This is a genomic window from Streptomyces sp. NPDC007896, assembly GCF_042959425.1.
In the GTDB taxonomy this organism is placed as follows: domain Bacteria; phylum Actinomycetota; class Actinomycetes; order Streptomycetales; family Streptomycetaceae; genus Streptomyces.
The window spans coordinates 170,876-192,488 of the sequence record NZ_JBIBKX010000012.1; the positions used below are offsets into that span (position 1 = coordinate 170,876).

Genomic DNA, 21,613 nt, shown 5'->3' on the forward strand with positions numbered 1-21,613 from the left:
CCGGTCGGGGCCAGGCTCAAGTGCCCGAGCCCCGACCGGGGTTGGGCGTCAGCCGGTGACCGGCGCGACGGTGATGCGGTCGATGTTCGGTGCGTAGGCGCCGGCGTCGGCGAAGGTGACCGTGTTGGTGCCAGCGGTGAGAGTGACCGGGACGGGCAGGTCCCAATAGGTGGACCAGCTGTAGTTGTTGCGGAACATGACGGTCTGCGCGGTGCCGCCGTTGATCGAGATCTGGGCCGCCCGGGAGACGACGTTGGTGTTGTAGTTCCCGGAGCCGGAGACCTGGTCGTTGGCGTAGCGGACGTTCATGACGTACCGCCCGGCACTGGCGGCGCTCACCTTGACGGTGAGGGTGTTGGCCGAGCCGTTGCCGATGTAGCCGACGTACTTGCCACCGGAGGCCCAGGTGTCCGACGTGGCGACGGCGGTTCCCGCGAGGGTGCCGCTCTCGGCCTCGTAGGCGGTGACGCCCGTGGTGTCGGCGCTCGCGGAGACGCGCAGGTCGCGCAGTGTCAGCGTGGTGGAGCCCGAAGTGGCCGCGGTGATGCGGTTGTTGCCCGCCGACAGGTACAGCCGCGAACTCTTGTCGGTGAGCGTGCCGCTCGTGGTGGCGAGGGTGACGGCGGTGGCGCCGTCCAGGGTGAGGGTGCCGGACCCGTTGGAGGAGTAGTCGGTGTGCACGGTGTAGTAGCCGTCGGTCGGCGCGTAGACGTCGAAGGCGGCGGAGGAGCCCGAGGTCAGGGCCAGGGCCCCGGCACCGGTCGTGCCGGAGGCCGTGTAGCTGTAGGTGGGCGAGCCGGTGATGTCCGCGTACGTGGCCGGGTAGGAGGTGTCCGCGGTGGAGGCCGCGGTGAGGTCGATCTTGTCGAGGGTGACCTCGTTGGTCCCCTTGGCCAGGGTGATCGTGTGGGTGCCCGCGGTCAGGGACACCGAGGCGCCGGCCGTGGAGCGGTAGGTCCAGTTCAGCGTCGGCGAGTAGGTGACCGTCTGGGACGAGCCGCCGTCGACGGTGAGGGTCTGGGTCGCCGGGCCGCCGGACTGGTTGCCGTAGAAGACGTTGAGGTTGTACGTGCCCGTGGTGGGGACGCTGACGCTGAAGGCGACCTTGCTGTCCGTCTGGTTCAGGCTGCCGACGTCCTTGGTGCCCGAGGTGGCGTAGCCGTAGGCGTTGGAGACGGAGCCCTGGGTGTAGACGGTCCCGTCCGTGATGGTCGCGTTCTCGGCCTCGTACGACGCCGACCAGGGCGTGCTCGCCGCGGTGGGCGTGCCGGTGCCCGCGGGGTTGACGACGATCCGGTAGGCCGCCATGGGGTCGAGGTTGGTCAGCGGCACGGTGATGCTGCCGTCCGAGGCGACGGTGTACGTACTGCGGGCCAGCACGGTCGGCGCGGGGCCCGCGCCCTCGTAACCGCTCCAGGCGGTGCGCTCCACCGAGACGTTGACGGTGCTGCCGAACGACGACGGTATGTGCTGCACGACGGTGTTCGCCGAGCCGGAGGTGCCGCCGCCGAGGAGGACCTGGGCCTGCTTACGGCCGGTGTCGAGGGACGCGATGCCCTGGAGCGTGTCGATCACGTTGGACTGCGGCGGGGTCACCTTGGCGGTCTGGCCGGTCAGCGCCGCATACCAACGCAGCAGCCACCAGTCGCCGTTGGGGACGTTGGTCTGGCTGACGTTGCCGTCCAGGTTCCCCGCGATGTCCCAGTACGCCTGGTCGGCGTAGACCTTGTTCCGTTCGAACATGGACATCCACTGGACCATCTGGCCCGGGACCGACAGGTCGCGGCGGTCACCGTACTCGTTGATGTTGACCGGCCGCGCGCTGATGCCGGCGTTGCTCTCGATGGTCCGGTAGGCGGCGAGGTTCCCCTCGAAGTTGGACAGGGAACTGGGGTCCAGTTCGTGCCAGGTGGTCATGTCCGGCAGGACGTTGTTGGCCTTGGCCCAGGGGTAGAAGTCCCCCATCAGGCGGGCGTCGTAGTGGGTCTCGTTGGGGCCGGCGATGCGGGCGTTCGGGATGATCGAGCGGATCTTGTTGTAGACCGTCGTCCAGTCGCTCTCGAAGCTCGCGAGCGCGCTGTTGTACGTGGCGGTGGTCGAACTGCCCAGCCCCGTGTACCAGTTGCCGTCCGGCTCGTTGAACGGCACCCACACGAACGTGCTCGCGTCGGAGCGGGCCGCGACCTTGCTGACCATCGTGTCGACCTTGGACAGATAGTCGCTCAGCCCCAGGTTCTCGTACGGCCACTGGGCGTAGATGTCCTGCATGTAGATCAGGTTGTCGCCGCCGCCCCCGCGGGCGAAGGCGGGCTGGACGGCCAGCGCGTCACCGTTGGGGTGCTGGGTGCCGTCGGGCGCCTTCTGGGCGATGCTCGTCATGTGCAGGGGCGTGACCAGGCTGTCGCCGGGCACGCCGTCGTCGCTGAGTCCGTACAGGGCGCCGTTGGCTCCGTGCATGACCGCGCCGGTGGTCGTGCCGAGATCGACTGTCAGCTGCGGGGTGGCCGCCTGCGCGGCGGGGACGGTCAGCGCCGTGCCCACGAGGGTGGCGGTCACCACGACCGCGCCCATGAGGCCGCGGACAGAACGGGGTCTGCGAGGTGTTCGAGGCATGGCTGTCCTCCTCCTCCCGCGGTGTCGCGGGAGGCTGTCGGTGTGCTTCGGGGTGACCTGGGCGGGCGAACGCGCCGCGCCCGGGAGCTACTTGACGGCGCCGCTCGTGATGCCGGAGACGATGCGGCGCTGCGCGATGACGAAGACGAGGACCATGGGGAGGCTCATCATCACAACGTAGGCGAAGATCAGGTGCCAGTTGTTGAGGTAGAGCTGCGCGTTGGCGACCTGGTAGAGGTTGAGCGGGAGAGTGGCCTTGGCGCCGCCGCCGAGGACGAAGAAGGCGTAGAAGATGTCGCTCCAGGCATAGAGCATCACCATGATCGTCGCCGTGGCGATGACCGGGCGCAGCAGCGGCAGAATGATGCGGAAGAAGACCCGCACCGGTCCGGCGCCGTCCATGCGGGCGGCCTCCTCCAACTCCTCGGGGAGTGCGCGGATGAACCCGGTCATGAAGAAGATCGAGGTGGACAGGTACATCCCGGCGTAGACGCCGATCATGCCGGGACGGGTGCCGGCCAGGCCCAGTTGGCGCAGCTCCATGACGATGGTGATCACCGCGGGAGGCAGCAGCAGCCCGCTGATGCTCAGCGCGTACAGGGTGTCGACCAGGCGCCCCTTGCGGCGGGCGAACACCCAGGCGGCACCGGCCCCGAGGAGCAGGACGAGGACGACGGACGGGGCGACGACCAGGAGGCTGTTGACGAAGCCCTGGACGACCTTGCCCTCGTCGAAGCTCTGCTGGTAGTTCGCGGCGGCCTGGACGTGGTGGGGCAGGGAGAGGTTGGGCTTGATGGCCTCCGCCTGCGGCTTCACCGAGGTGACCGCCACCAGCCACAGCGGGATGCCGATGGTGACGGCGGCGATCAGGAGGACGGCGAGCGGCTGGACCCAGCGCAGCGGGCGCAGGCGTGCGGGGGCGAACGCGGTAACGGTGGTCACTGGTTGTTCTCCCTGCGGCGCAGGCCGACGATGACGGGCACGGCGAGGACGACGACGATCAGGAAGAGCACCAGGCTCATCGCCGACGCCTGCGCGTACAGGCCCTGGCCGAAGATGCGGAACATGTAGATGTTGAACACCTCGGTCTCACTGCCGGGACCGCCCCCGGTGGTGGCCTGGACGATGTCGAAGGTGTTCATGGAGCCGATCAGCGCGGTCGTCACGTTGAAGGTGACCGCGGGCGCGAGCAGCGGGAACCGGACCGACCAGAAGGTGCGCCACCAGCCGGCCCCGTCGATACGGGCGGCCTCCAGCACATCACCGGGCATGCTCTTCAGGCCCGCCAGGTAGATCAGCATGGCCAGGCCCATCCACTTCCAGCCGTGGATGAGGGTCACCACGACCAGCGTCCACGTGGTCGAGCCGAGCCAGGGGGTGTCGACGTGGTGCCCCGCCAGCGAGGACAGCATGCTGTTGAGCGCCCCGTCCTGGGCGAGCAGGGCGCGGAAGATGTAGCCGACGGCCAGCGCGGAGATCAGCACCGGGAGGAAGAAGACCGCGCGGAAGAAGCGGTTGAAGCGGGTGTCGCGCTCCAGCAGCAGGGCGAGGGCGAGACCGAAGCCGTTCTGGAAGACGGCCACGAGGACCGCGTACACAAGGGTGATGCGGATGTCACGGGCCATCGACCCGTCATGCAGGATGGTGCTGAAGTTCGACAGGCCCACGAAGCCGATCTGTGAGTGGAACGCCGACCAGTCGGTGAACGGGTAGACGAAGTTCAGCAGGTTCGGCAGCAGGAAGAACACGCCGAACACGGCGAGCGCGGGCAGAGCGAACCACCACGGCTGGTTGGCCTTGCTGCGGAGTCGGTTGCGACGGGACGGCCGGTCCTGGTCGTCGTCGTGATCTCGGTCCTTCGCACGCGTGGCGTCGATAGCGTCCATCGTGGCGGTGTCCACCACTTTCTTGACCTCCGGTACGGGGCCCCGGGCACTCCGCCGACGGGCGGCCCGGGGGAGGGGCTGGGCTGGGGGTGTCCTGTGGATCAGGCCGGCTCCAAGAGGCGGTGCCTTCGAAGCCGGGCCGAGCGGGCTGTGGTTGGTCCAGCTGCAAGGCCGAGGAGGGCGTCGACGCGATGGGGGTCCCCCTGCTCGAGCGAAGTCGAGAGCTCGGGGGGAGTCGGCAACCGACGACAACGCCGCTGGGTCCCCCCACGCCCTCAGAGCAGTGGGGGAGTGCGTGCCCCCCCCGCGACTCCGGCGTGATCCACAAGGCACCCCCTGAGGGGCGCCGGTCAGAAGCCGGAGACGCCGCGTGCCTTGAGGACCTGCTTGAACTGGTCCTCGGCAGCCTGGGCGACCTGGAGCGGGGTCTTCTTGCCGTAGATCATGTCGGCGAGGGCGAGGTGCATGTCGGGAGCGGTGAGCGCCTTGACCTGGAAGACACCCGAGGCGGTGGACAGCGCCTTGGCCTGGGCGATCGCGGTCTGCGGCAGGCCGTCGGGGTTGGCCACGGACGGCTCCACGGACACGAGCTTGTTGGCCTTGAGGTAGGCCGGGTAGTCCGGGCCGAGCCAGAAGGACATGAACTGCCGGGCGGCGTTCTGCCGCCTGGCGTCACCGGTGTTGAAGGCGACCACGCCGTTGGTCTGGTCGGGGGAGTACTCGGCCTTGGCGGAGCTGTTGGCGACGGGGAACCAGCCGAGCTTCTTGTCGATGTCCGCCGTGCTGGAGGTCGCCTGGATCTCGGACTGGAGTGCGGTGACGTTGAGGGCCATCGCGGCGGTGCCGTCCATGATCGCCTTGCCCTGGTCGACGAAGGTGGCGGTCTTGTAGTTCTTCTGCGCCAGGCCGCCGTCGAGGACCTTCGTCTTGTACTTGGTGATCGCGTCGACGATGGTCTTGTTGGTCCAACTGTCCTTGTTCTTGTTGAGGTTGTCCCAGAAGGACTGCGGCAGGTCCGTCATCTGGGCCTGGACCTGCCACTGCAGGGGCCACTTGTCGCCGCCGACCTCGAAGAACGGGGCCACGCCCGAGACCTTCGACTTGATCTTCGCGGCGTCGGCGAGCATCTCGTCGTAGCTGGTCGGCATGGTGGTGATGCCGGCCTTCGCGAAGACGTCCTTGTTGTAGTAGACGCCGAGGACCGCGGGGCTGGTGACGATGGCCGCGTAGCGGTGGCCGTCCACCTGGCCGAGGGTCTTCTCCGTCGTGCCGAGCTTGGAGACCCAGTCCTCGTTGTCGAGCTGCAGCAGGTTCTTGGCCGGCTGGACGAACGGCAGGGTGCTGCCCGTGGGCTGCCAGAACATCAGGTCCGGCTTGACGCCCGAGGCGAGCTTGGTCGGGACGTTCGACTCGTAGGGGTCGGGTATCACCTCGGTGGTGATCTTGGCCCCGGTGGCCTTCTCGAACGCCTCGATGGCCTGCTTGGGCTCCGAGACGCTGTTCTGGGCGACCCACATGGTGAGGGTGACGCCCTTGAGGGAGGCGGTCGGGTTGACCGAGCCCTCGGGTGCGGCGGCCGTGGTGGCACCCGTGCTGTCACTGCACGCGGTCGCGGTCAGCCCGAGAACACAGGCGGTGGCAAGGACGGAGACGGCTCTTCTCATGGCGAGATCCTTGGTCGTACGCGGAAGGGAGGCGGGGCGGTGCTGCGGAGTCGGGCGATGACTGCGGGGAAGGCGGCCGACGGATACGGCGAGCGCGGGCGCAGCGGACGTGTCGGATATCGCGAGTGCGGACGTCCGGTGAGGCTCATGCGTCGCGTGGCCCCGAGCTCTCCCGGAGGATGAGGGTGGGTTCGGCCGGTACCGGAGCGGGTTCCTGCTGAGCGGTGTCGAGTTGGGAGCGCAGCAGCCCGAACGCGGCGCGGCCCAGCCCGTGGAAGTCCATGCGGACCGTGGTGAGGGACGGGGTGACGAAGCCGGAGTGCGGGGCGTCGTCGAAGCCGATGACGCTGATGTCCTGCGGGACCCTCCGACCCGCGTGGTGCAGGGCCCGCAGGACACCCAGCGCCAGGTCGTCGTTGCCGCACAGGATCGCGGTGACGTCCTGGTTCCGGGCGAGCTTCTTGCCGGCCTCGTATCCGGCCTGGGCGTCCCAGCCCTTGCCGCACGGCGCGGGCGGGGTGACGCCGGCCGCTTCCAGGGCCTGGCGCCAGCCTTCGGCACGAGGTCCCGCCAGACGCCGGGTTCCGGTCGAGGCGGGAATCGCTACGTAGTGGACGTTCTCGTGCCCGAGTGCCAGCAGGTGCTCCGTGGCGGCCCGTGCCGCCTCGCGGTCGTCGGCCCACACCGCCGGACGGCCGGGTGTACGGCCCGGCGGCGGCGCTTCCACCACCGCCGCGCACGGCACATGTGCCGGTACGCGATCCAGGGCGGCGGCACCGAGGCGGTCGAAGCCGATGACCACCACGCCGCCACCGGTGTCGGCGGCCGCGGCGATCGTGCGGTCCAGGTCGTCCTCGGGTGTCACGACCCGCACGCCCAGCGTGTATCCGGCGGCGCGGGACGCCTCCTCCAGGCCCTGCAGGGTGGCCGCATAGCCGTAGAGGACGGTGTTCGACGTGATGACCGTGACCGACCGGGTCACTCCGCTGGCCAGTGCGAACGCGGTGGCGTTGCGCCTGAACCCCAGGGCTTCGATGGCCGCCTCGACCCGCTTGCGGGTCTCCTCCCGGACGTTCGGGTGGCCGTTGATGACCCTCGAAACGGTCTGGTAGGAGACGCCCGACGCCTGGGCGACGTCGCGAATACTGGCGGCCTTCTGCTGCCCCTGACGGGGGTCGCCGTGGCTGCCGGAGCTTGTGTGACCGGTCACATCCATGCCAGGATTGTGAGCGGTCACAACGTGGGCGTCAAGAGACCGTAACTGGGGATTTACCTTTCGAACACGCCCGACGGCGCGGCACATTCCTCTCCCGCCGAGTGCGAATCACCAGCTCAGCAACCACGAAAGCCACCGCAGGACCGAACCATCCCGGAAGGGGAAAATGCGTTGACCGCTGTCGTCGCAACAGTCGAGAGGTCCCGTATCTGGTCGCACCCGGAGCTCGGGCTGCACGCCGTCCTGGACGCCACGGGGTCGGTGAGACTGGGGACACCCGGCCAGGACTGGGCCCGCCTGGTCCCCCTCGTCGAGGTCACCGCGACCGGCCACGGGCGCATGTGGTCGGGAGATCGATTCATAGAGACGGCCATCGGCGACCGTCTGACCTACCGCGACCACGAGACGGTGCGGGACGGACGGGACGGAGGCCGGGAGCGTACGACGATCCGGCTGGCGGACCCGGCGACCGGGCTGGCCGCCGAGGTCACCCTGGAGGCAGGCTCCGGCGCCGACTCCGGTGCGGGTTTCCTGCGCGCACGGGTACGTCTTGTCAACGAGGGCGCCGCTCCGCTCCGGCTGGAGAGCGTCACGACCCTGGCCCTCGGTGGCATCTCCGACGCCGACGGCGGCCTCGACGGACTGACCCTGCACTGGGCGGACAACGACTGGCTCGCCGAATGCCGCTGGCGGCAGGCCGCGTTCCGCGACGAGGTCGTCCCGCTGAGCCGAGCGGCCCACGGCCACGAGGGACGCGGCTGCTTCGAGCGCTACTCACAGGGCAGCTGGTCCACCGGCCGCCACCTCCCCGTCGCCGCACTCACCGACCGGGAGGGCCGCGCCTGGCTCTGGCAGATCGAGTCCAGCGCGGGCTGGCGCTTCGAGACCGGCGAACGCGAGGGCGCGGCCTACGTCGCCCTGTTCGGACCCGACGACGCCCACCACCAGTGGCACCACACCCTCGCCCCCGGCCAGGAGTTCCACACCGTCCCCGCCGTCTTCGTCCGCACGGAGACCGGCGGCCTGGACGCCGCCTTCGGGACCCTCACGGACTACCGCCGCGGCATCCGTCGCGACCACCCCGACCACCACACCCTCCCGGTGATCTACAACGACTACATGAACACCCTCATGGGTGATCCCACCACCGAACGGCTCCTGCCCCTCATCGAGGCGGCGGCGACCGCGGGCGCCGAGGTCTTCGTGATCGACGCCGGCTGGTACGACGACGACGCTCAGGGCTGGTGGGACGCCGTCGGCGCGTGGGAGGCCGCCCCCAACCGCTTTCCGGGCGGCATTCAGGAGGTTCTGGACGCCATCCGTCGGCACGGTATGACCCCGGGACTCTGGCTCGAACCCGAAGTCGTCGGCGTACGCAGCCCCTTGGCGCACTCCCTGCCGCCCGAGGCGTTCTTCCGACGCGGCGGCCTGCGCGTCACGGAACACGGCCGCCACCACCTGGACCTCCGTCACCCGGCCGCCCGCACGCACCTCGACGAGGTCGTGGACCGGCTGGTCGGCGAATGGGGCGTCGGATACCTGAAGCTGGACTACAACATCAACATCGGTCCGGGGACGGAGGGCGGCGTCGGTACGGCGAAGGGTGTCGAGAGCGCGGGCGCCGGGCTGCTCGGGCACCACCGCGCCCACCTCGACTGGATGACCGGACTCCTCGACCGCCATCCCCACCTCGTCCTGGAGAACTGCGGATCGGGTGGCCTGCGCATGGACTACGCGCAACTCGCGGTGGCACAAATCCAGTCCACCAGCGACCAGCAGGACCCGCTGCGCTACCCGCCCATCGCCGCCGCGGCCGCCACCGCCGCGACACCCGAGCAGGCCGCCGTGTGGGCGTACCCCCAGCCGGACCAGAGCCTGGACGAGATCGCCTTCACCCTCACCGGCGCGCTCCTCGGCCGCATCCACCTCTCCGGCTTCCTCAACCTCATGAGCCACGAGCAGTTCGACCTCGTCCGCTCGGCGATCTCGGTCTACAAGGACCTCCGGCCCGAGATCAACGGCACGCACCCGTTCTGGCCACTGGGCCTTCCCACCTGGGAGGACGAGTGGATCGCCCATGGACTGCGGGGGCAGGAGGCCACGTACCTCGTGATCTGGAGACGCGGGTCCGGCGGCGGGACCGTCCCGAGTGGTGATGGCGACGGGACCGTCCCGGTCGGTGTCGGCGACGGGAACAGCCCCGCCGACACCGACCGCACACTCACCGTCCCCCACCTGCGGGGCGCGCACGTTCACACCACGGTGCTGCATCCCGCGACCGCCGGTGCCGCCACGGAGTGGGACGCGGGCGCCGGGAAACTGACCGTGTCCCTGCCTCGTGCCAACACCGCCGTTCTCCTCCGGCTGAGCCCCGTTTCACATGTATGACGTCCTCGACGGGCAGCACCCGATCGCTGGGCGCGTGGGTCCACCGACGAGTAGCTGTCGGCGGGGACGGAGGCCGGCGCGTCAGCCGGTCGGGCGGGAATGGCCGTCGGCAGCGAGGGCCGTGCAGGCGCCGGGCCCACGATCTTTGTCCGAGTGGTCGAGCAGCGGATGGACGGCTGTTCCTGGTGTGTGCCTGCGCCCTCGGGGGGACCGTCCCCAATGAGCCGCAAGGACGACTGACGGTGCTCCACGCGTCAGCGACAGCACGGCGACACGCGGGCCTGTCCGGCGGATCATGCCGCGGACGCGGGGTCTGGCACGCCCGCCCCCAAGCTCTTCGAGCAGGGGGTCCCCCCAGCGGCGTTGTCGTCGGCCGCCAACTCCTCTGCGCAGGGTGGCGGGTGATGCGCGGCCGGTAGCGCCGGGCATCACCCGCCGGGGAACGACTCAGTGCTTGTTGACCGCCGAGGCCCAGTCGAAGTTCACGCCCATCTGGGCGTACATGGTCGAGTACCCGACGAAGCAGTTGAACTTCTCGACCTTGCCGTTGTGCAGGTACCAGAAGTCGGCGGTCGGCACGTCGACCTTCGCGCCGGTCGGCTTGACGGTGCCCGCCGGCGACTGCAGCGGTCCCTCGAACGTGCCCTGGATCGACAGCTCGATGCTGACCACGTCGCCGTTCACGGTGATGCGCTTGAGGTCACGGTGAACATCGGGGAAGAGGTTGGCCATGTAGGGCAGCACGTCACCGAGCGCCTTGCCCCGATATGCCTGGCCGGCGACCATGTCGTTGAAGACGCCGTCCTTGGCGAAGCTGTTGACGAACGTGTTGACGTCCAGGCTCTTGCCCTCCGCCACGTGGTAGGCGCGCAGGACGACCGCGAGATTGGCCCTCTCGTGCTTGGTCAGGTGGCGGTCCGTGAGCGGCAGCTTCGCCAGTTCGCCAGGAGTCAGGTCCGCGTGGACCGCCGTACTGCTGTGGACCGCCGCATTGCTGTGGGCGGGGCTTGCGGCCTGTGTCGGCGCAGCGGCGATGGAAAGACCACCCAGGATCGCTATCGCGGCCGTGGCGGTGATCGACTTCCGGCTGAGCAGCTTCATGTCGTGTTCCTCCAGGTTTGTTCTCAGGATCTGAGATCCGTCGCAACGGTCTCTCCGGCGTTCTTAGTAAATCAAACGCTCGCTTGAGCTTATGGACGGCAGTGCAAGTCGTCAAGCCAATGTTTGAATTGTGTGGTCGCGCAGCCGTGGAGGCGCGCCCACGCGGCCGTGTCGCGGCTGGTCGGATCGGGTCTGCGGCAGCGATCCGGGGCGGCGTTCGGCGACCCGGCCGTCCGCTCTTCGGGGCTTCGGGGTCTTCAACCGCCGCTTCGAGGTGGGGTGTTCGATCGGCGAGTGCTCGGCGCGTACTCGGCGCGCACGTGGGCGGCCTCCGCCTTCTCGCGGGCCTTGGCACCGGTGCCGCGCTTGGCGTCACGCTTACGTTGGGATCGGATTCGCTCGAGTTCAGCCCCGATCCGTGAAGCGACTGTTTGACAATGTACTCAAGCGGCTGCTTGAATATATGCCATGATACGGGCGGAAAAGACGGACCTGCGCCGAGAGGCCGGTCAGCGCACGCGGGACGGCCTGCAGACGGCCGCCCTGGAGTTGCTCGCGCAACGAGGCCAGGAGGGCGTGACACTCCGCGAGATCACAGATCGCGCCGGAGCCAACGTCGCCGCGGTGAGTTACCACTTCGGGTCGCTGAAGGCGCTGTGCGACTCGGCGATAGAGCACGCGTTGGAACGGTATCTGGACGAAAAGATCCTGGAACTCGATGCCCTCGCCTCCACTGCGACACTCCATGAGGTGGCGGCAGCGTTCGCCCGGCCGATGGTGCGCGCACTGGCGGCCGGTGGACAAGACCTGGCCGTGATGCGGACTGTGGCGCGCGTCGGCATCGAACCGCCCCAGGGGTGGGATCGGCTGGACGGCAAGTTCGACCAGAGCCGCCGGGCGGCCCTCCGGGTGCTGACAGCGCACCTTCCCGGAGTCGACGAGCAGGAACTGATCTTCCGTACGCGATGCGCAGCCGGCCTGCTGAACTGGCTCGCGCTGGCACCCATCGGCACCGAGCTGGCCGCCATGTCCGCCGAGCAGATCGAGCGGCAGCTGGTCCCCGTGGTGGCCGGGGCGTTCCGCGGTGACGCGGACTGACCTGCGGCGCAGCCGGATGAGCGACCGGTGGCTGCTGAGTCATCCGGTGGCTGCTGAGTCATATGGATGTGCGCGCCGGCCACGACAGTTCTGTTTGGTGATACGTCCAGCGTTTAGCGCAAATGCCGACCTGGGCGGGTGATGCTCGACGCGATGTTCTATAAGGCGCGCACGGGCGTCCTGGGGGAGGAGCTGCCCGAGCGGTTCAGTGCGTGGAAGGGCATCCACAGCCGGTACAAGACCTGGCGCAAATGCGGGGTCTGGGGCCAGATCATGGCCTCCCTGCCCAACGCTGGTCAGCAGGTGTGGACGCCGCCTCTGGTTTCGTCGCCGCGAGTTGAGGTGGACCCACGCATGATGACCGAGGAAGAAGCGGTACCCCTAGGAATGGGGGTGCCATCACCGGTGTCGAGCTTCCTGAGCCGTCGCGGCCCGATGATCCGCTGGCGGCCGAGTTGGCCGGGCTGCTTTCGAACTGCCGACGCCTGACCGCGGCTCAGGCCGAGCGCGTGTGTGACGAAGCGAAATCGATGCTCATAGCAGTGCCCGATGATGCCACTTGCGAAGACTGGAACCGCGTCTTTCACCAGCACGGGAGATGGTGGGGGGCGCCGAGGCGATGAACGTTGCTTGAGCCGACAGGGCTTCCCGCGCACCCTGAGGCTTCCAACCTGGCAGTCTCACGACGAGGTTGGAAAAGCCTCCGTGTCCGCGATCTACATTCAGGCATCGTTCGCCCAGCTGCTTGGGTGCCACGATCCGGCACTCGAACATTCCGAGAAGCACCCACTCCGCCGGAACGCTCATAACTACGGATGAGATTCTCCCCAGGAACGGCTTCTCCGGGAGATCATGGAGACCTTGGAAGGCCGGTCTACCCGTGGAACTGCCAAAGGCACGGTGGGTCATCGTCGCAGACAGGGCCATCTGGGCATCAGTCGGTTCTTGGTCTCATGGTGGTACTCACGAGGCGCCGGTGCTCTTCCGACGCGGTCAGGGGTGTGCCACCTGCGGGTTCGCCGCCGTACCGAAGAGCGGCAAGGCCGGCCGGCCGATTTCGGCAGCCTGCCTGGCCGTGCAGTTCGGCGCCAACTCCAGATCACGCTTCCTACAACGCAGGGACAGGGAGTTCGCCCGAGCCTCGGACGACCAGGTGGGTGGGGACGGTGATGGTGCGGGCGCGGGTGCGGTCGCCGTCGAGTCGGGTCAGCGCGGTGGTCGCGGCTGCCCTGCCGAGTTCTTCCGCGTCCTGGGCGACGACGGTCAGGGCCGGCTCGAGTGCCTCGGCGAGCGAGACGTCGTCGAAGGCGACGACGGCGACGTCCTTGCGCTTGCTGCGGGCCAGTTCGGCGACTATCCCCAGCGCCATGATGTTGTTGCCGGCGAACAGGGCTGTGGGGGGATCGGCCAGGCCGAGGAGTTGCGCGGTCGCGGCTTCGGCCCCTCGCTGGTCGTGGGCGTTGGCGACGAGCGAGCGGTCGTGGGGGATGTCGGCTTCCTGCAGCGCAGAGCGGTAGCCCGCCAGACGCTCGCGGCGGGTGTACAGCTTTACGGGCAGGTCGCCGACGAAGCCGATGCGCCGGTGTCCGTGGGCGATGAGGTGGGCGACGCCGTCGTGGGCTCCGGTGCGGTTGGAGCTGACGATGCTGTCCGTGGCGAGGCCGACTCCGGGTCGGTCGAGGAAAATCACTGGCAGTCCCGCCGTACGGTGGGACTTGAGGTGGGAGTGGTCGGCGCCGACGGACGGGACGACGATCAGGATGCTGACGCGGCGGGCGAGGAACTTGTCCGTCAGGGCGCGTTCGCGCTCGGGGTCGTCCGCGGAGGAGCCCATGAGGAGGGTCAGTCCGCGTTCGCGGACGGTGTCCTCGATGGCGCGGGCCACGGCTCCGAAGAAGGGGTTGGCGAGGTCGGGGATGACCAGGCCGATGGTGGTGTCCGGGCCGCCGACGCGGATGTTGCGGGCCATGAGGTTCGGCTGGAAGCCGAGCTTGGCCACTGCGGCCAGTACTTGTTCCCTGGTCTGCGCGGAGGCGGGTCCGTCCTCGTTGAGGACTCGGGAGACCGTCTTGGCGCTGACGCCGACTTCGCGGGCGACGTCGGCCAGGGTGGGGCGGCGGTTCGCTGCCATGGAGAAACCGTCTCCTGAGGGCTCTCGGTTCCGGCCGCGGCCTCGGCCGGAAACTGCGAGAGCTGGGTTGTGCTGTCAGGTGGCCTGGACTCCGGCGGCCTTCGCGGCCTCCGAATCCGCTACGACAGTATCTCCGGCTTCGTCGACGGTGAGAGCGCCGGTCATGATGGCGACGACCTCGGCCATGGAGTAGTCGGAGGGCTTGATCACGGCAGCGCGCCGGCCGAGGCGGTGGACGTGGATCCGGTCGGCGATCTCGAAGACGTGGGGCATGTTGTGACTGATCAGGACGACCGGCATGCCCTTGTCGCGGACCCGGCGGATGAGGTCGAGGACCTGGCCGGACTCCTTGACGCCGAGGGCGGCGGTGGGTTCGTCCATGACGACGACGGAGCGGGCCCAGGCGACGGAACGGGCGACCGCGACGGCCTGGCGCTGTCCGCCGGAGAGCGTCTCCACCGACTGCGTCAGCGAGCGCAGGCCGATCTTCAGGTCGGCCATGTGCTCGGCGGCCTCCTGGCGCATGCGCTTCTTGTCCAGCATGCGGAAGACACTGCCGAGGACGCCGGGGCGGCGCAGCTCGCGCCCGAGGAACATGTTCGAGGCGATGTCCATGGCGGCGGCCACGGCGAGGTCCTGATAGACCGTCTCGATGCCGTGGGCGCGTGCGCTCTGCGGGCCGGAGAAGGCGATGGACTCGCCGTTGAGCCGTATCTCGCCCGCGTCGGGGATTACCGCGCCGGTGAGGGCCTTGATCAGGCTGGTCTTGCCGGCGCCGTTGTCGCCGATGACGGCGAGGACCTCGCCGGGGAGCAGGTCGAAGTCGGCGCCGTCGATGGCGGTGACCTGGCCGTACCGCTTGACCAGACCGCGGGCCTGCAGCACGGGCGTGGGGGAGGAGGTGGCGGTCATCGGGCCTTCTTCCGGGAGAGCTGGTCGACGGTCACCGCGAGGATCACCAGGACTCCGGTGATCAGGGTCTGGTAGATGGAGGCGACGCCCATCAGCTGGAGACCGTTGCGGAACACGCCGACGATGAGGACGCCGATGAAGGTGCCCAGGACCGAGCCGCGCCCGCCGAAGAGACTGGTGCCGCCGAGGACCACGGCGGTGATGCTGTCGAGGTTGTCGGTCTGCCCCGCCTGCGGGTCGCCGACTCCGGTGCGGGAGATGAGCAGCAGGGCGGCGATGCCGTACAGCAGGCCGGCGACGGTGTAGATGCCGATGGTCAGGCGGGAGGTACGGATGCCGTTCAGCCGGGCGGCCTCGGCACTGTTGCCCAAGGCGTACACGTGCCGGCCCCAGCCGGTGCTGCTCAGCGCGTAGGCGAGCAGGAGGAACAAGGCGATGGTGACGAGGGAGCCGTACGTGATGTCCGTGTGGCCCAGCGGGAAGGTCTCCCCGAGGGCCGTCAGCGGGCCGGGCAGGTTGGTGACCGTCTGCTCCTCGGAGTAGATGTGGGTCAGCGCGAACGCCACGTTGAGCATGCCGAGGGTGACGATGAACGGCGGCAGCGGGATCTTCTGCACCAGCAACCCGTTGAGCAGACCGAACCCGCCGCAGACCGCCAGGCCCAGGGCGATGGCGAGGAGCGGGGGCAGGGAGCCCTCGGCGGCCATCTTGGCGATCACGATGCTGCCGAACGCCATCACGGCCCCGCACGACAGGTCGATCCCCGCCGTGAGGATGATCAGGGTCTGCCCGATGGCGAGGGTGCCCACGACCATGACCTGCTGCACGATCAGCGAGAAGTTTCCGCCGGTCAGGAACTGGTCGGTCGAGAAGGAGAAGAAGGCGCAGGCCAGGAGGAGGGCGGCCAGGGGTCCGGTGGTCGGCGCCATGAGCAGTCTGCGGGCCGTGGTCGGTGCCTTGAGCTCCGAGTACGGCGTTGTCGTGGCTGTCATGCGAAGTCCTTGTCGGAAGACAGATGTCCTTGTCGGAGGACGAGGGCAGAAGCCCCGCCGACGGGACAAAGGGGGGCGGCCGTCCCTGGTCGGGGAGGTGGGCCGACCGCCCCGCTGAGGGGAGTGGCGGTGTCGTACGGTCCTGGGGCTGTCGTCACCTTCCCGCCTGCCTCGGGCGGACGACGGGAATGTGACGACAGGCCCTGGGGGGCTCAGCCCCAGCAGTTCTCCAGGCCGTAGGCGGTGTCCTTCGACGTGACCCCGTCCTGCGCCTTGTCGGTGATCAGCGTGACGCCGGTGTCGGTGTAACCGGACGCCTTCTTGCCGTCCTTGGCGTACGTCACGACTGCCTTGACGCCTTCGGCGGCCATCTTCAGCGGGTACTGCTGCGAAGTCGCGGCGATCTTGCCGTCCTTGACGGCCTGGGTGCCGGTGCAGCCGCCGTCGACAGAGACAATCAGGACGTCCTTCTCCCGGCCCTTGGCCTTCAGCGCGGTGTACGCGCCCAGGGCCGCCGGTTCGTTGATGGTGTAGACGACGTTGATGTCGGGTGACTTCTGCAGGCAGTTCTCCATAGCGGTCTGGCCCTTGGCCTGGTCGCCACCGGTGTCCTGGGCGCACACGACGTCCTTGTCGGTGGCGCCGAAGCCCTTCAGGAAACCGTTGTGTCGCTGGACGCCGACGGAGACGCCCGGCGCCAGGTCGAGGGCGGCTATCTTCGCCGTCTTGCCCTTCATGGCGGCCTTGGCGTACTCGCCGATCAGCTGGCCGGCCTTGAGGTTGTCGGTGGCGAAGAGGGCGTCGACCGCGCTCTCCGGCTCGGTCGGCGTGTCCAGCGCGATGACCAGAACACCCTTGGCCCGGGCCTTCTCGATCGCGGGCACGATCGCCTTGGAGTCGCTCGGGGTGATCAGGATGCCCTTTACCCCGGCGGCGACCATGTTCTCGATGGCGGTGACCTGCCCGGCGTTGTCCCCGTCGAACTTGCCTGCCGCGGTGGACAGTTGGGCACCGTTCTCCTTGGCGGCCTTCTCCGCGCCCTCCTTCATCTTCACGAAGAACGGGTTGGTGTCGGTCTTGGTGATCAGACCGACTTTCGCCTCGCCCGAGCCGGAGCTCGTGGAGCCCGAACCGGAGCCGGACCCGCAGGCCGTCAGGCTGAGTGCCGCGACGCCCGTGACCGCGGCGGCTCGGAGGAGGGACGAGGGCAGGCGAGTGATGCGAGACATGATCGACTCCTGTGAGATAGCGGGTGGCACGGGGGTTGGGATCAGAGCATGCCGCCCGGGGTGTCATCGTTGACTTATGTCATCGTTGACACTGCCTGGCCAGGATGATGGACTCCGGATCCCGGCAACGTCAATGCCTTCCACTCGTCACAAATCGGCAACGTCCGTAGCCGTCGGCTCCGCGCGGCCGGTCAGTGACTGTGTCGCCGCGCCGCCCCTTTGCCCGGTCTTTCAGAGCCTTTCCGAGAGAGAGCAGCCCATGAGCCCGCGTCAGATCACCGTTCTGGGAGAGTGCGTCGCGGACGCCTTCGCCGAACCGGCAAACGCCTCGAACGAGCTCGCCCTGCGGGTGCTGCCTGGCGGCGGACCTGCGAATACGGCGGTGGCCCTGGCCCGGCTGGACACGCCGGCCCGCTTCCTCGCACGCCTGTCCGGCGATGTGTTCGGCCGTCTGTTCCGGGCCCACCTGGAGGCGTCCGGCGTCGACCTGTCGTACGCCGTCGCCGCCGCCGAGCCCAGCACGCTGGCCGTGGCGGAGCTGGACGCCACCGGGCAGGCCGCGTTCTCGTTCCACGCGCAGAACACGGCCGACTGGCAGTGGACTCCAGGGGAACTGGCAAGGGTGGATCTGTCCGAAACGGTCTGTGTGCACACCGGGTCGCTGGCGCTGGTCCGTGAGCCCGGCGGGGCGGTGGTGGAGGAGTTCCTGGCGGCTGCTGCTCCGCGGGCCACCATCAGCATCGATCCCAACGTCCGGCCGCTGCTGGTGCGCCCCGAGGTCTACCGCGCCCGGCTGGCGCGCTGGTGCGCTCTCGCCGACATCCTGCGGCTGAGCGAGGACGACCTGGAACTCCTCCTGCCGGGCACTCCGCCCGAGCAGGCGTGCGACATCTGGCATGCGGCGGGAGTACGGCTCGTCGTGATCACGCTCGGCGCCGACGGCGCCCTGGCCTCGCTCGACGGCGAACGGCTGCGGGTGCCCGCGGTGGCCACGCGGGTCGTCGACACGGTCGGCGCGGGGGACTCCTTCACCGCCGGCCTGCTGCACCACCTCGGCGCCCGCGGACTCCTCGGTGGCCGGCTGGCCGATCTCGGTCTCGACGAGGTCGCGGAAGCCTGCCGGTTCGGCACCCGGGTCGCGGCCCTGACCTGCTCGGTCGCCGGTCCCAATCCGCCGTGGCGGAACCAGTCGGCGCAGCTCACGGCCGCCGGCGGCGCCTGACGGGCGGGCGGGCCGCGCCGGGCGGTTCCGCCCCAACCCTTGACGCATCGGCCGGATTCCGCTCATCATCGGGCACTTGATGTCATCGATGACACAAGTCAACGATGACACCCCTGGTTCGGTCGCGTGGACGACGACGCCGACCAGGGCGTCACGTTTCGGCCGGTCCACGCACGAGCCGCAGGCTCCGCCCAGTGGACGGCCACAGCACAGGAGACACCATGAGTTCTGGACGCGTATCCCGGCATGCTCTCGGACACCCAGGCCCAGCTCGTCTCCCAGGAGACGTCCGTCAACCTGATCGTCGACGGCAAGGTCGTCCGCAGCGCCACCGGCTCCAACAGCGAGACCCTGGACCGGGCCTCCTTCGACATGCGCTCCTACGCCGGCCAGCGGTACATGATCGGCTGGATGGACAACTGGGACTACAGCGGGCCATCCCCACGTCACCTTGGCGCGGCGCGCAGAGCATCCCGGGAGATGGCCCTGTGTACGGTCGACGACAGCATCCGGCTGACCAGCCGGCCCGTGAACAGCGTGTCGTCCCTGCGGCAGCCGCACGCGGTGACCGTCCGGCGTCACCTCTCGACATCGAGGCGACCTTCTCCCTCAAGGACGCCGAACGCTTCGGTCTGAAGATGCGCACCGGCGCGAATGGCGAGGAGACCGTCATCGGCTACGACACCACGACTCAGTTCACGACCGGCGCCCACAACTGACGCCCACAACTGACGCCCACGACCGACGCCCACGACTGACAAGGACACGAGACCGTGAAGAAAACCCTGCTCGCCGAGTTCACCGCCCGCGAGGGAGCACAGGACGAGGTCGCCCGTCTGATCGGCGACTACGCCCTGAAGGTGCGCGAGGAAGAGGGCAACCTCGCCTTCGACGTCTACACCAAGGCAGCCGCCCCGCGCGCCTTCTGGATCTTCGAGGTGTACCGGGACGAGGACGCCTTCCAGGCGCACCTGAAGGCCCCGTACGGCGGCCCTTTCAACGCCGCCCTCGTTCCGCTGATCGAAGAGGACGCCTCCGTGCTGACGTTCCTGAACCCGCTGGCCACGAATCCGTGACGAGCCGTTGACAAGGGCCTCCACCGGGGCGCGGTCTCATCCCGCACTCACTTGCCAAAACGATGGGGCACCACTTGGGCAGGCGGATCGGGACAAAGGACGTGGCGGCAGTCGCCGGAGTCTCGGTCACGACCGTTTCCCACATCCTCAACGAGGTCGAGGGCAAGCGCGTCAACACCGAGACCCGGCGGCGCGTTCTGGAGACGGCCCGGCAACTGGGGTACGCGCCCATCGGAATGTCCGCACTTGAAGCCCGCAGGCGCGATCGCTCTTCGTTGCTTCGGAGCGATCCGCGCTGACGCACCGCGTGCTCGCGCTGACGCACGGCGTGCTCGCGCTGAAGCCGGACAACGCGCAAGGGCGACACGCGCCTATCGCTCACAACCTCGTCAGGGGCGATTTCCCGCAGCGGGGGCCAGGCTCTCCCAGTCAGCGGTGCGGTCGCACCAGCGCCGCAGGAGTACGCGGTCGTGGCCGACGGCGAGCAGACCGGCCCCGGTGCTGCTGCGGTACTCCTCGACGACCGTGACCAGTGCGGCGGTGGTCGACGCGTCGAGCATCGCGGTCATCTCGTCGCAGATCAGCCAGCGGGGGCGCAGCACGAGGGCGCGGGCGAGGCAGGCGCGTTGGAGCTGACCGTCGCTGACTTCGTGGGGGCGTCTGCCCAGCAGGTCGGGGGTCAGACCGACGGTGGCGGCCAGCTCTGGGACCCGTTCGCCCGTCTCCTCGCGGCGGTCGGTGGCGCGCAGTGGTTCGGCGATCAGGTCGGTGAGCCGCAGCCGGGGGTCCGCGGAGAGCCTGGGTTGCTGGAAGACGACCCCGACGGCGGTGCGCAGTGCGCGCGGGGCGCGGTGGCGCCAGCGGCGCACGGGCTCGCCGTCGGCGGCGTACCACCGAGGATCCACGACCCGGCGCATGGCAACCAGATCCGGCTTGCGGGGCCGGCGACCGCGGATGACACGCGGCCCTTCCAGCCAGCCGAAGGCGCTCACCGGTCGCGTACTCTCCGTGGACGCCGCACCCGTCAGGACACGCAGCGGCGTGAATTCGCAGGGCTAGGGTTACTGCCCATGTGGTTAGGACAGGCGCCCGGGGGCGAGCAGAACTCGCACAGCCAGAACGTCCACCAGCGGCGAAACCCGCACCAGCAGCCGGGGTGGCCGCCCGGCGGGGGCGGCGGGAAGCGGGCGAAGGCAGTCGCGATCGCGGCGGCCACGGTCGTGGTCATGGCCGCCGGCGTCACCGGCTTCCTGCTCCTGAGCGGCGGCAGAGACGACAACGCCGACAGTGGCGGCAAGAACGCGAAGGCTTCGGCGAGTGCCTCGCGGAGCGCGACGGCCTCGGCGTCCGGCAGCCCGCTCGGGGGCGGAGCGGCTGAGAGGCCGACCATCCCCGGCTGGAAGGTCGTCGTCAACCCCAAGTGGGGCACGGCCTTCGACGTGCCGCCGGGCTGGGACGTCAAGGGGCCGGACACGCTGATCGGCTTCGATGACAGCAAGGTTGACTACAACAACCCCGAGAACTGGGGCAAGACCGTCATCGTCATGAGCGCACCAGCGGTCCTCCGGGAGAACTGGTGCCTGTCCGACGACGGCAATGAGGGCCGCGTGGACGGCACAGCGCTGGCCGCGGCGGGCACGAAGGGAGCCAAGGGCGCCAAGAGCACCGCCGATGCCGCATTGAGCCAGGTGGGCTGGTGGGTGTACGGCGGTTACACGCAGCCGGACAAGAAGAGCATCATCGACGACGAGGTGGCGAAGCCGTACACGACCAAGTCCGGTGTCAAGGGCAGTATCGCCCGCGCCCGGTCCAGGAACACGCCCCAGAAGGGCAAGTGCGCGACTGACGGCAAGGCCATGACGTTCGGCTTCACGAACTCGGCGGGCGACTTCGTCGCATGGAACCTCTACGGCGCCACGGGCGTGAAGGACGAGCTGCCGGACTCAACCATCATGAAGATCCTCAGTACGGTACGCCTGCACGGGAACCCGACGGGTTCCTGAGCCGGGCACCGGCGGCATTCCCGGGTCCCCTCGCCTTCGGTGGGGATACTGATGATTACGGTGGCAAGAGCGACGACGGGGG

18 protein-coding genes and 2 pseudogenes are annotated in these 21,613 nt (G+C 69.0%); 8 read left to right on the top strand and 12 right to left on the bottom strand.

The features are described 5' to 3' along the window. Positions 1 to 48: 48 nt before the first annotated feature. The 6 genes and pseudogenes from ACFZDJ_RS34050 to ACFZDJ_RS34075 form a co-directional block, all read right to left on the bottom strand. Positions 49 to 2,613 carry a CBM35 domain-containing protein gene (locus ACFZDJ_RS34050; protein ID WP_391064621.1) on the bottom strand — a complete coding sequence of 855 codons (2,565 nt, stop codon included), beginning with the start codon at positions 2,611 to 2,613 and terminating at the stop codon, positions 49 to 51. 87 nt (positions 2,614 to 2,700) lie between these two features. Next, positions 2,701 to 3,555, bottom strand: a complete 855-nt coding sequence (locus ACFZDJ_RS34055; protein ID WP_391064624.1) for an ABC transporter permease subunit — start codon at positions 3,553 to 3,555, stop codon at positions 2,701 to 2,703. Beyond that, positions 3,552 to 4,211, bottom strand: coding sequence for an ABC transporter permease subunit (locus tag ACFZDJ_RS34060; protein ID WP_391064627.1), 660 nt, complete (start codon positions 4,209 to 4,211; stop codon positions 3,552 to 3,554). The genes ACFZDJ_RS34055 and ACFZDJ_RS34060 overlap by 4 nt, the downstream gene beginning before the upstream one ends. Then, positions 4,205 to 4,249 (bottom strand): annotated as a pseudogene (locus tag ACFZDJ_RS34065) (hypothetical protein); the annotation flags it as partial. The gene ACFZDJ_RS34060 and the pseudogene ACFZDJ_RS34065, both read right to left, overlap by 7 nt. A gap of 600 nt (positions 4,250 to 4,849) precedes the next feature. Further along, a complete protein-coding gene (locus tag ACFZDJ_RS34070) occupies positions 4,850 to 6,163 on the bottom strand; it encodes an extracellular solute-binding protein (RefSeq protein ID WP_391064630.1) in 1,314 nt (437 codons plus the stop codon). A gap of 145 nt (positions 6,164 to 6,308) precedes the next feature. After that, positions 6,309 to 7,379: a substrate-binding domain-containing protein gene (locus tag ACFZDJ_RS34075; RefSeq protein ID WP_390934457.1), complete on the bottom strand. Its 1,071-nt coding sequence runs from the start codon at positions 7,377 to 7,379 to the stop codon at positions 6,309 to 6,311. A 171-nt stretch (positions 7,380 to 7,550) separates the two neighbouring features. Here ACFZDJ_RS34075 and ACFZDJ_RS34080 point away from each other — a divergent pair, with 171 nt between their 5' ends. Then, positions 7,551 to 9,767, top strand: a complete 2,217-nt coding sequence (locus tag ACFZDJ_RS34080) for an alpha-galactosidase (RefSeq protein ID WP_391064634.1) — start codon at positions 7,551 to 7,553, stop codon at positions 9,765 to 9,767. Positions 9,768 to 10,214: 447 nt separating this feature from the next. Here the strand turns inward: ACFZDJ_RS34080 and ACFZDJ_RS34085 are convergent, their stop codons facing one another. Beyond that, positions 10,215 to 10,868, bottom strand: coding sequence for a nuclear transport factor 2 family protein (locus ACFZDJ_RS34085; RefSeq protein ID WP_391064637.1), 654 nt, complete (start codon positions 10,866 to 10,868; stop codon positions 10,215 to 10,217). Positions 10,869 to 11,336: 468 nt separating this feature from the next. Here ACFZDJ_RS34085 and ACFZDJ_RS34090 point away from each other — a divergent pair, with 468 nt between their 5' ends. Together ACFZDJ_RS34090 and ACFZDJ_RS34095 are read left to right on the top strand one after the other, a co-directional pair. Then, positions 11,337 to 11,966, top strand: coding sequence for a TetR family transcriptional regulator (locus ACFZDJ_RS34090; RefSeq protein WP_390934453.1), 630 nt, complete (start codon positions 11,337 to 11,339; stop codon positions 11,964 to 11,966). Between the two features lie 141 nt (positions 11,967 to 12,107). Then, the gene (locus ACFZDJ_RS34095) at positions 12,108 to 12,455 is read left to right on the top strand and encodes a transposase (RefSeq protein WP_391064916.1); all 348 of its coding nucleotides are present in this window, start codon (positions 12,108 to 12,110) and stop codon (positions 12,453 to 12,455) included. 619 nt (positions 12,456 to 13,074) lie between these two features. On the opposite strand, the gene ACFZDJ_RS34100 is transcribed toward ACFZDJ_RS34095, so the two are convergent. The 4 genes from ACFZDJ_RS34100 to ACFZDJ_RS34115 form a co-directional block, all read right to left on the bottom strand. Beyond that, positions 13,075 to 14,097: a substrate-binding domain-containing protein gene (locus ACFZDJ_RS34100; protein WP_391064640.1), complete on the bottom strand. Its 1,023-nt coding sequence runs from the start codon at positions 14,095 to 14,097 to the stop codon at positions 13,075 to 13,077. Between the two features lie 75 nt (positions 14,098 to 14,172). Beyond that, positions 14,173 to 15,009 (bottom strand): ATP-binding cassette domain-containing protein, encoded by an 837-nt coding sequence (locus ACFZDJ_RS34105; RefSeq protein WP_391064643.1) that lies wholly within the window; start codon positions 15,007 to 15,009, stop codon positions 14,173 to 14,175. Then, positions 15,006 to 16,001, bottom strand: a complete 996-nt coding sequence (locus ACFZDJ_RS34110; RefSeq protein WP_391064646.1) for an ABC transporter permease — start codon at positions 15,999 to 16,001, stop codon at positions 15,006 to 15,008. Before ACFZDJ_RS34110 ends, ACFZDJ_RS34105 begins: the two co-directional genes overlap by 4 nt. A gap of 212 nt (positions 16,002 to 16,213) precedes the next feature. After that, positions 16,214 to 17,230: a substrate-binding domain-containing protein gene (locus tag ACFZDJ_RS34115; RefSeq protein WP_391064649.1), complete on the bottom strand. Its 1,017-nt coding sequence runs from the start codon at positions 17,228 to 17,230 to the stop codon at positions 16,214 to 16,216. A gap of 259 nt (positions 17,231 to 17,489) precedes the next feature. On the opposite strand from ACFZDJ_RS34115, the gene ACFZDJ_RS34120 reads away from it, so the two are divergent. The 4 genes and pseudogenes from ACFZDJ_RS34120 (at position 17,490) to ACFZDJ_RS34135 (ending at position 19,827) form a co-directional block, all read left to right on the top strand. Continuing rightward, positions 17,490 to 18,452 (top strand): PfkB family carbohydrate kinase, encoded by a 963-nt coding sequence (locus ACFZDJ_RS34120; RefSeq protein WP_390934446.1) that lies wholly within the window; start codon positions 17,490 to 17,492, stop codon positions 18,450 to 18,452. Positions 18,453 to 18,673: 221 nt separating this feature from the next. After that, positions 18,674 to 19,087, top strand: a pseudogene (locus ACFZDJ_RS34125) (hypothetical protein); the annotation flags it as partial. Between the two features lie 138 nt (positions 19,088 to 19,225). Continuing rightward, a complete protein-coding gene (locus ACFZDJ_RS34130) occupies positions 19,226 to 19,528 on the top strand; it encodes an antibiotic biosynthesis monooxygenase family protein (protein WP_330308893.1) in 303 nt (100 codons plus the stop codon). A 101-nt stretch (positions 19,529 to 19,629) separates the two neighbouring features. Further along, the gene (locus ACFZDJ_RS34135; protein ID WP_391064652.1) at positions 19,630 to 19,827 is read left to right on the top strand and encodes a LacI family DNA-binding transcriptional regulator; all 198 of its coding nucleotides are present in this window, start codon (positions 19,630 to 19,632) and stop codon (positions 19,825 to 19,827) included. Positions 19,828 to 19,917: 90 nt separating this feature from the next. Here ACFZDJ_RS34135 and ACFZDJ_RS34140 read toward each other — a convergent pair whose 3' ends face one another. Next, positions 19,918 to 20,520 (bottom strand): ATP-binding cassette domain-containing protein, encoded by a 603-nt coding sequence (locus tag ACFZDJ_RS34140; protein WP_391064655.1) that lies wholly within the window; start codon positions 20,518 to 20,520, stop codon positions 19,918 to 19,920. A 78-nt stretch (positions 20,521 to 20,598) separates the two neighbouring features. Here ACFZDJ_RS34140 and ACFZDJ_RS34145 point away from each other — a divergent pair, with 78 nt between their 5' ends. Further along, positions 20,599 to 21,531, top strand: a complete 933-nt coding sequence (locus ACFZDJ_RS34145) for a hypothetical protein (protein ID WP_391064658.1) — start codon at positions 20,599 to 20,601, stop codon at positions 21,529 to 21,531. Positions 21,532 to 21,613: the final 82 nt, after the last annotated feature.

What these genes read in the sequence shown, in the direction of transcription:
- ACFZDJ_RS34050 (WP_391064621.1), bottom strand. Translation starts at nt 2,613, where the DNA reads ATGCCTCGAACACCTCGCAGACCCCGTTCTGTCCGCGGCCTCATGGGC.
- ACFZDJ_RS34120 (WP_390934446.1), top strand. Translation starts at nt 17,490, where the DNA reads ATGAGCCCGCGTCAGATCACCGTTCTGGGAGAGTGCGTCGCGGACGCC.
- ACFZDJ_RS34110 (WP_391064646.1), bottom strand. Translation starts at nt 16,001, where the DNA reads ATGACAGCCACGACAACGCCGTACTCGGAGCTCAAGGCACCGACCACG.
- ACFZDJ_RS34070 (WP_391064630.1), bottom strand. Translation starts at nt 6,163, where the DNA reads ATGAGAAGAGCCGTCTCCGTCCTTGCCACCGCCTGTGTTCTCGGGCTG.
- ACFZDJ_RS34100 (WP_391064640.1), bottom strand. Translation starts at nt 14,097, where the DNA reads ATGGCAGCGAACCGCCGCCCCACCCTGGCCGACGTCGCCCGCGAAGTC.
- ACFZDJ_RS34090 (WP_390934453.1), top strand. Translation starts at nt 11,337, where the DNA reads ATGATACGGGCGGAAAAGACGGACCTGCGCCGAGAGGCCGGTCAGCGC.
- ACFZDJ_RS34115 (WP_391064649.1), bottom strand. Translation starts at nt 17,230, where the DNA reads ATGTCTCGCATCACTCGCCTGCCCTCGTCCCTCCTCCGAGCCGCCGCG.
- ACFZDJ_RS34075 (WP_390934457.1), bottom strand. Translation starts at nt 7,379, where the DNA reads ATGGATGTGACCGGTCACACAAGCTCCGGCAGCCACGGCGACCCCCGT.
- ACFZDJ_RS34095 (WP_391064916.1), top strand. Translation starts at nt 12,108, where the DNA reads ATGCTCGACGCGATGTTCTATAAGGCGCGCACGGGCGTCCTGGGGGAG.
- ACFZDJ_RS34145 (WP_391064658.1), top strand. Translation starts at nt 20,599, where the DNA reads ATGTGGTTAGGACAGGCGCCCGGGGGCGAGCAGAACTCGCACAGCCAG.
- ACFZDJ_RS34085 (WP_391064637.1), bottom strand. Translation starts at nt 10,868, where the DNA reads ATGAAGCTGCTCAGCCGGAAGTCGATCACCGCCACGGCCGCGATAGCG.
- ACFZDJ_RS34105 (WP_391064643.1), bottom strand. Translation starts at nt 15,009, where the DNA reads ATGACCGCCACCTCCTCCCCCACGCCCGTGCTGCAGGCCCGCGGTCTG.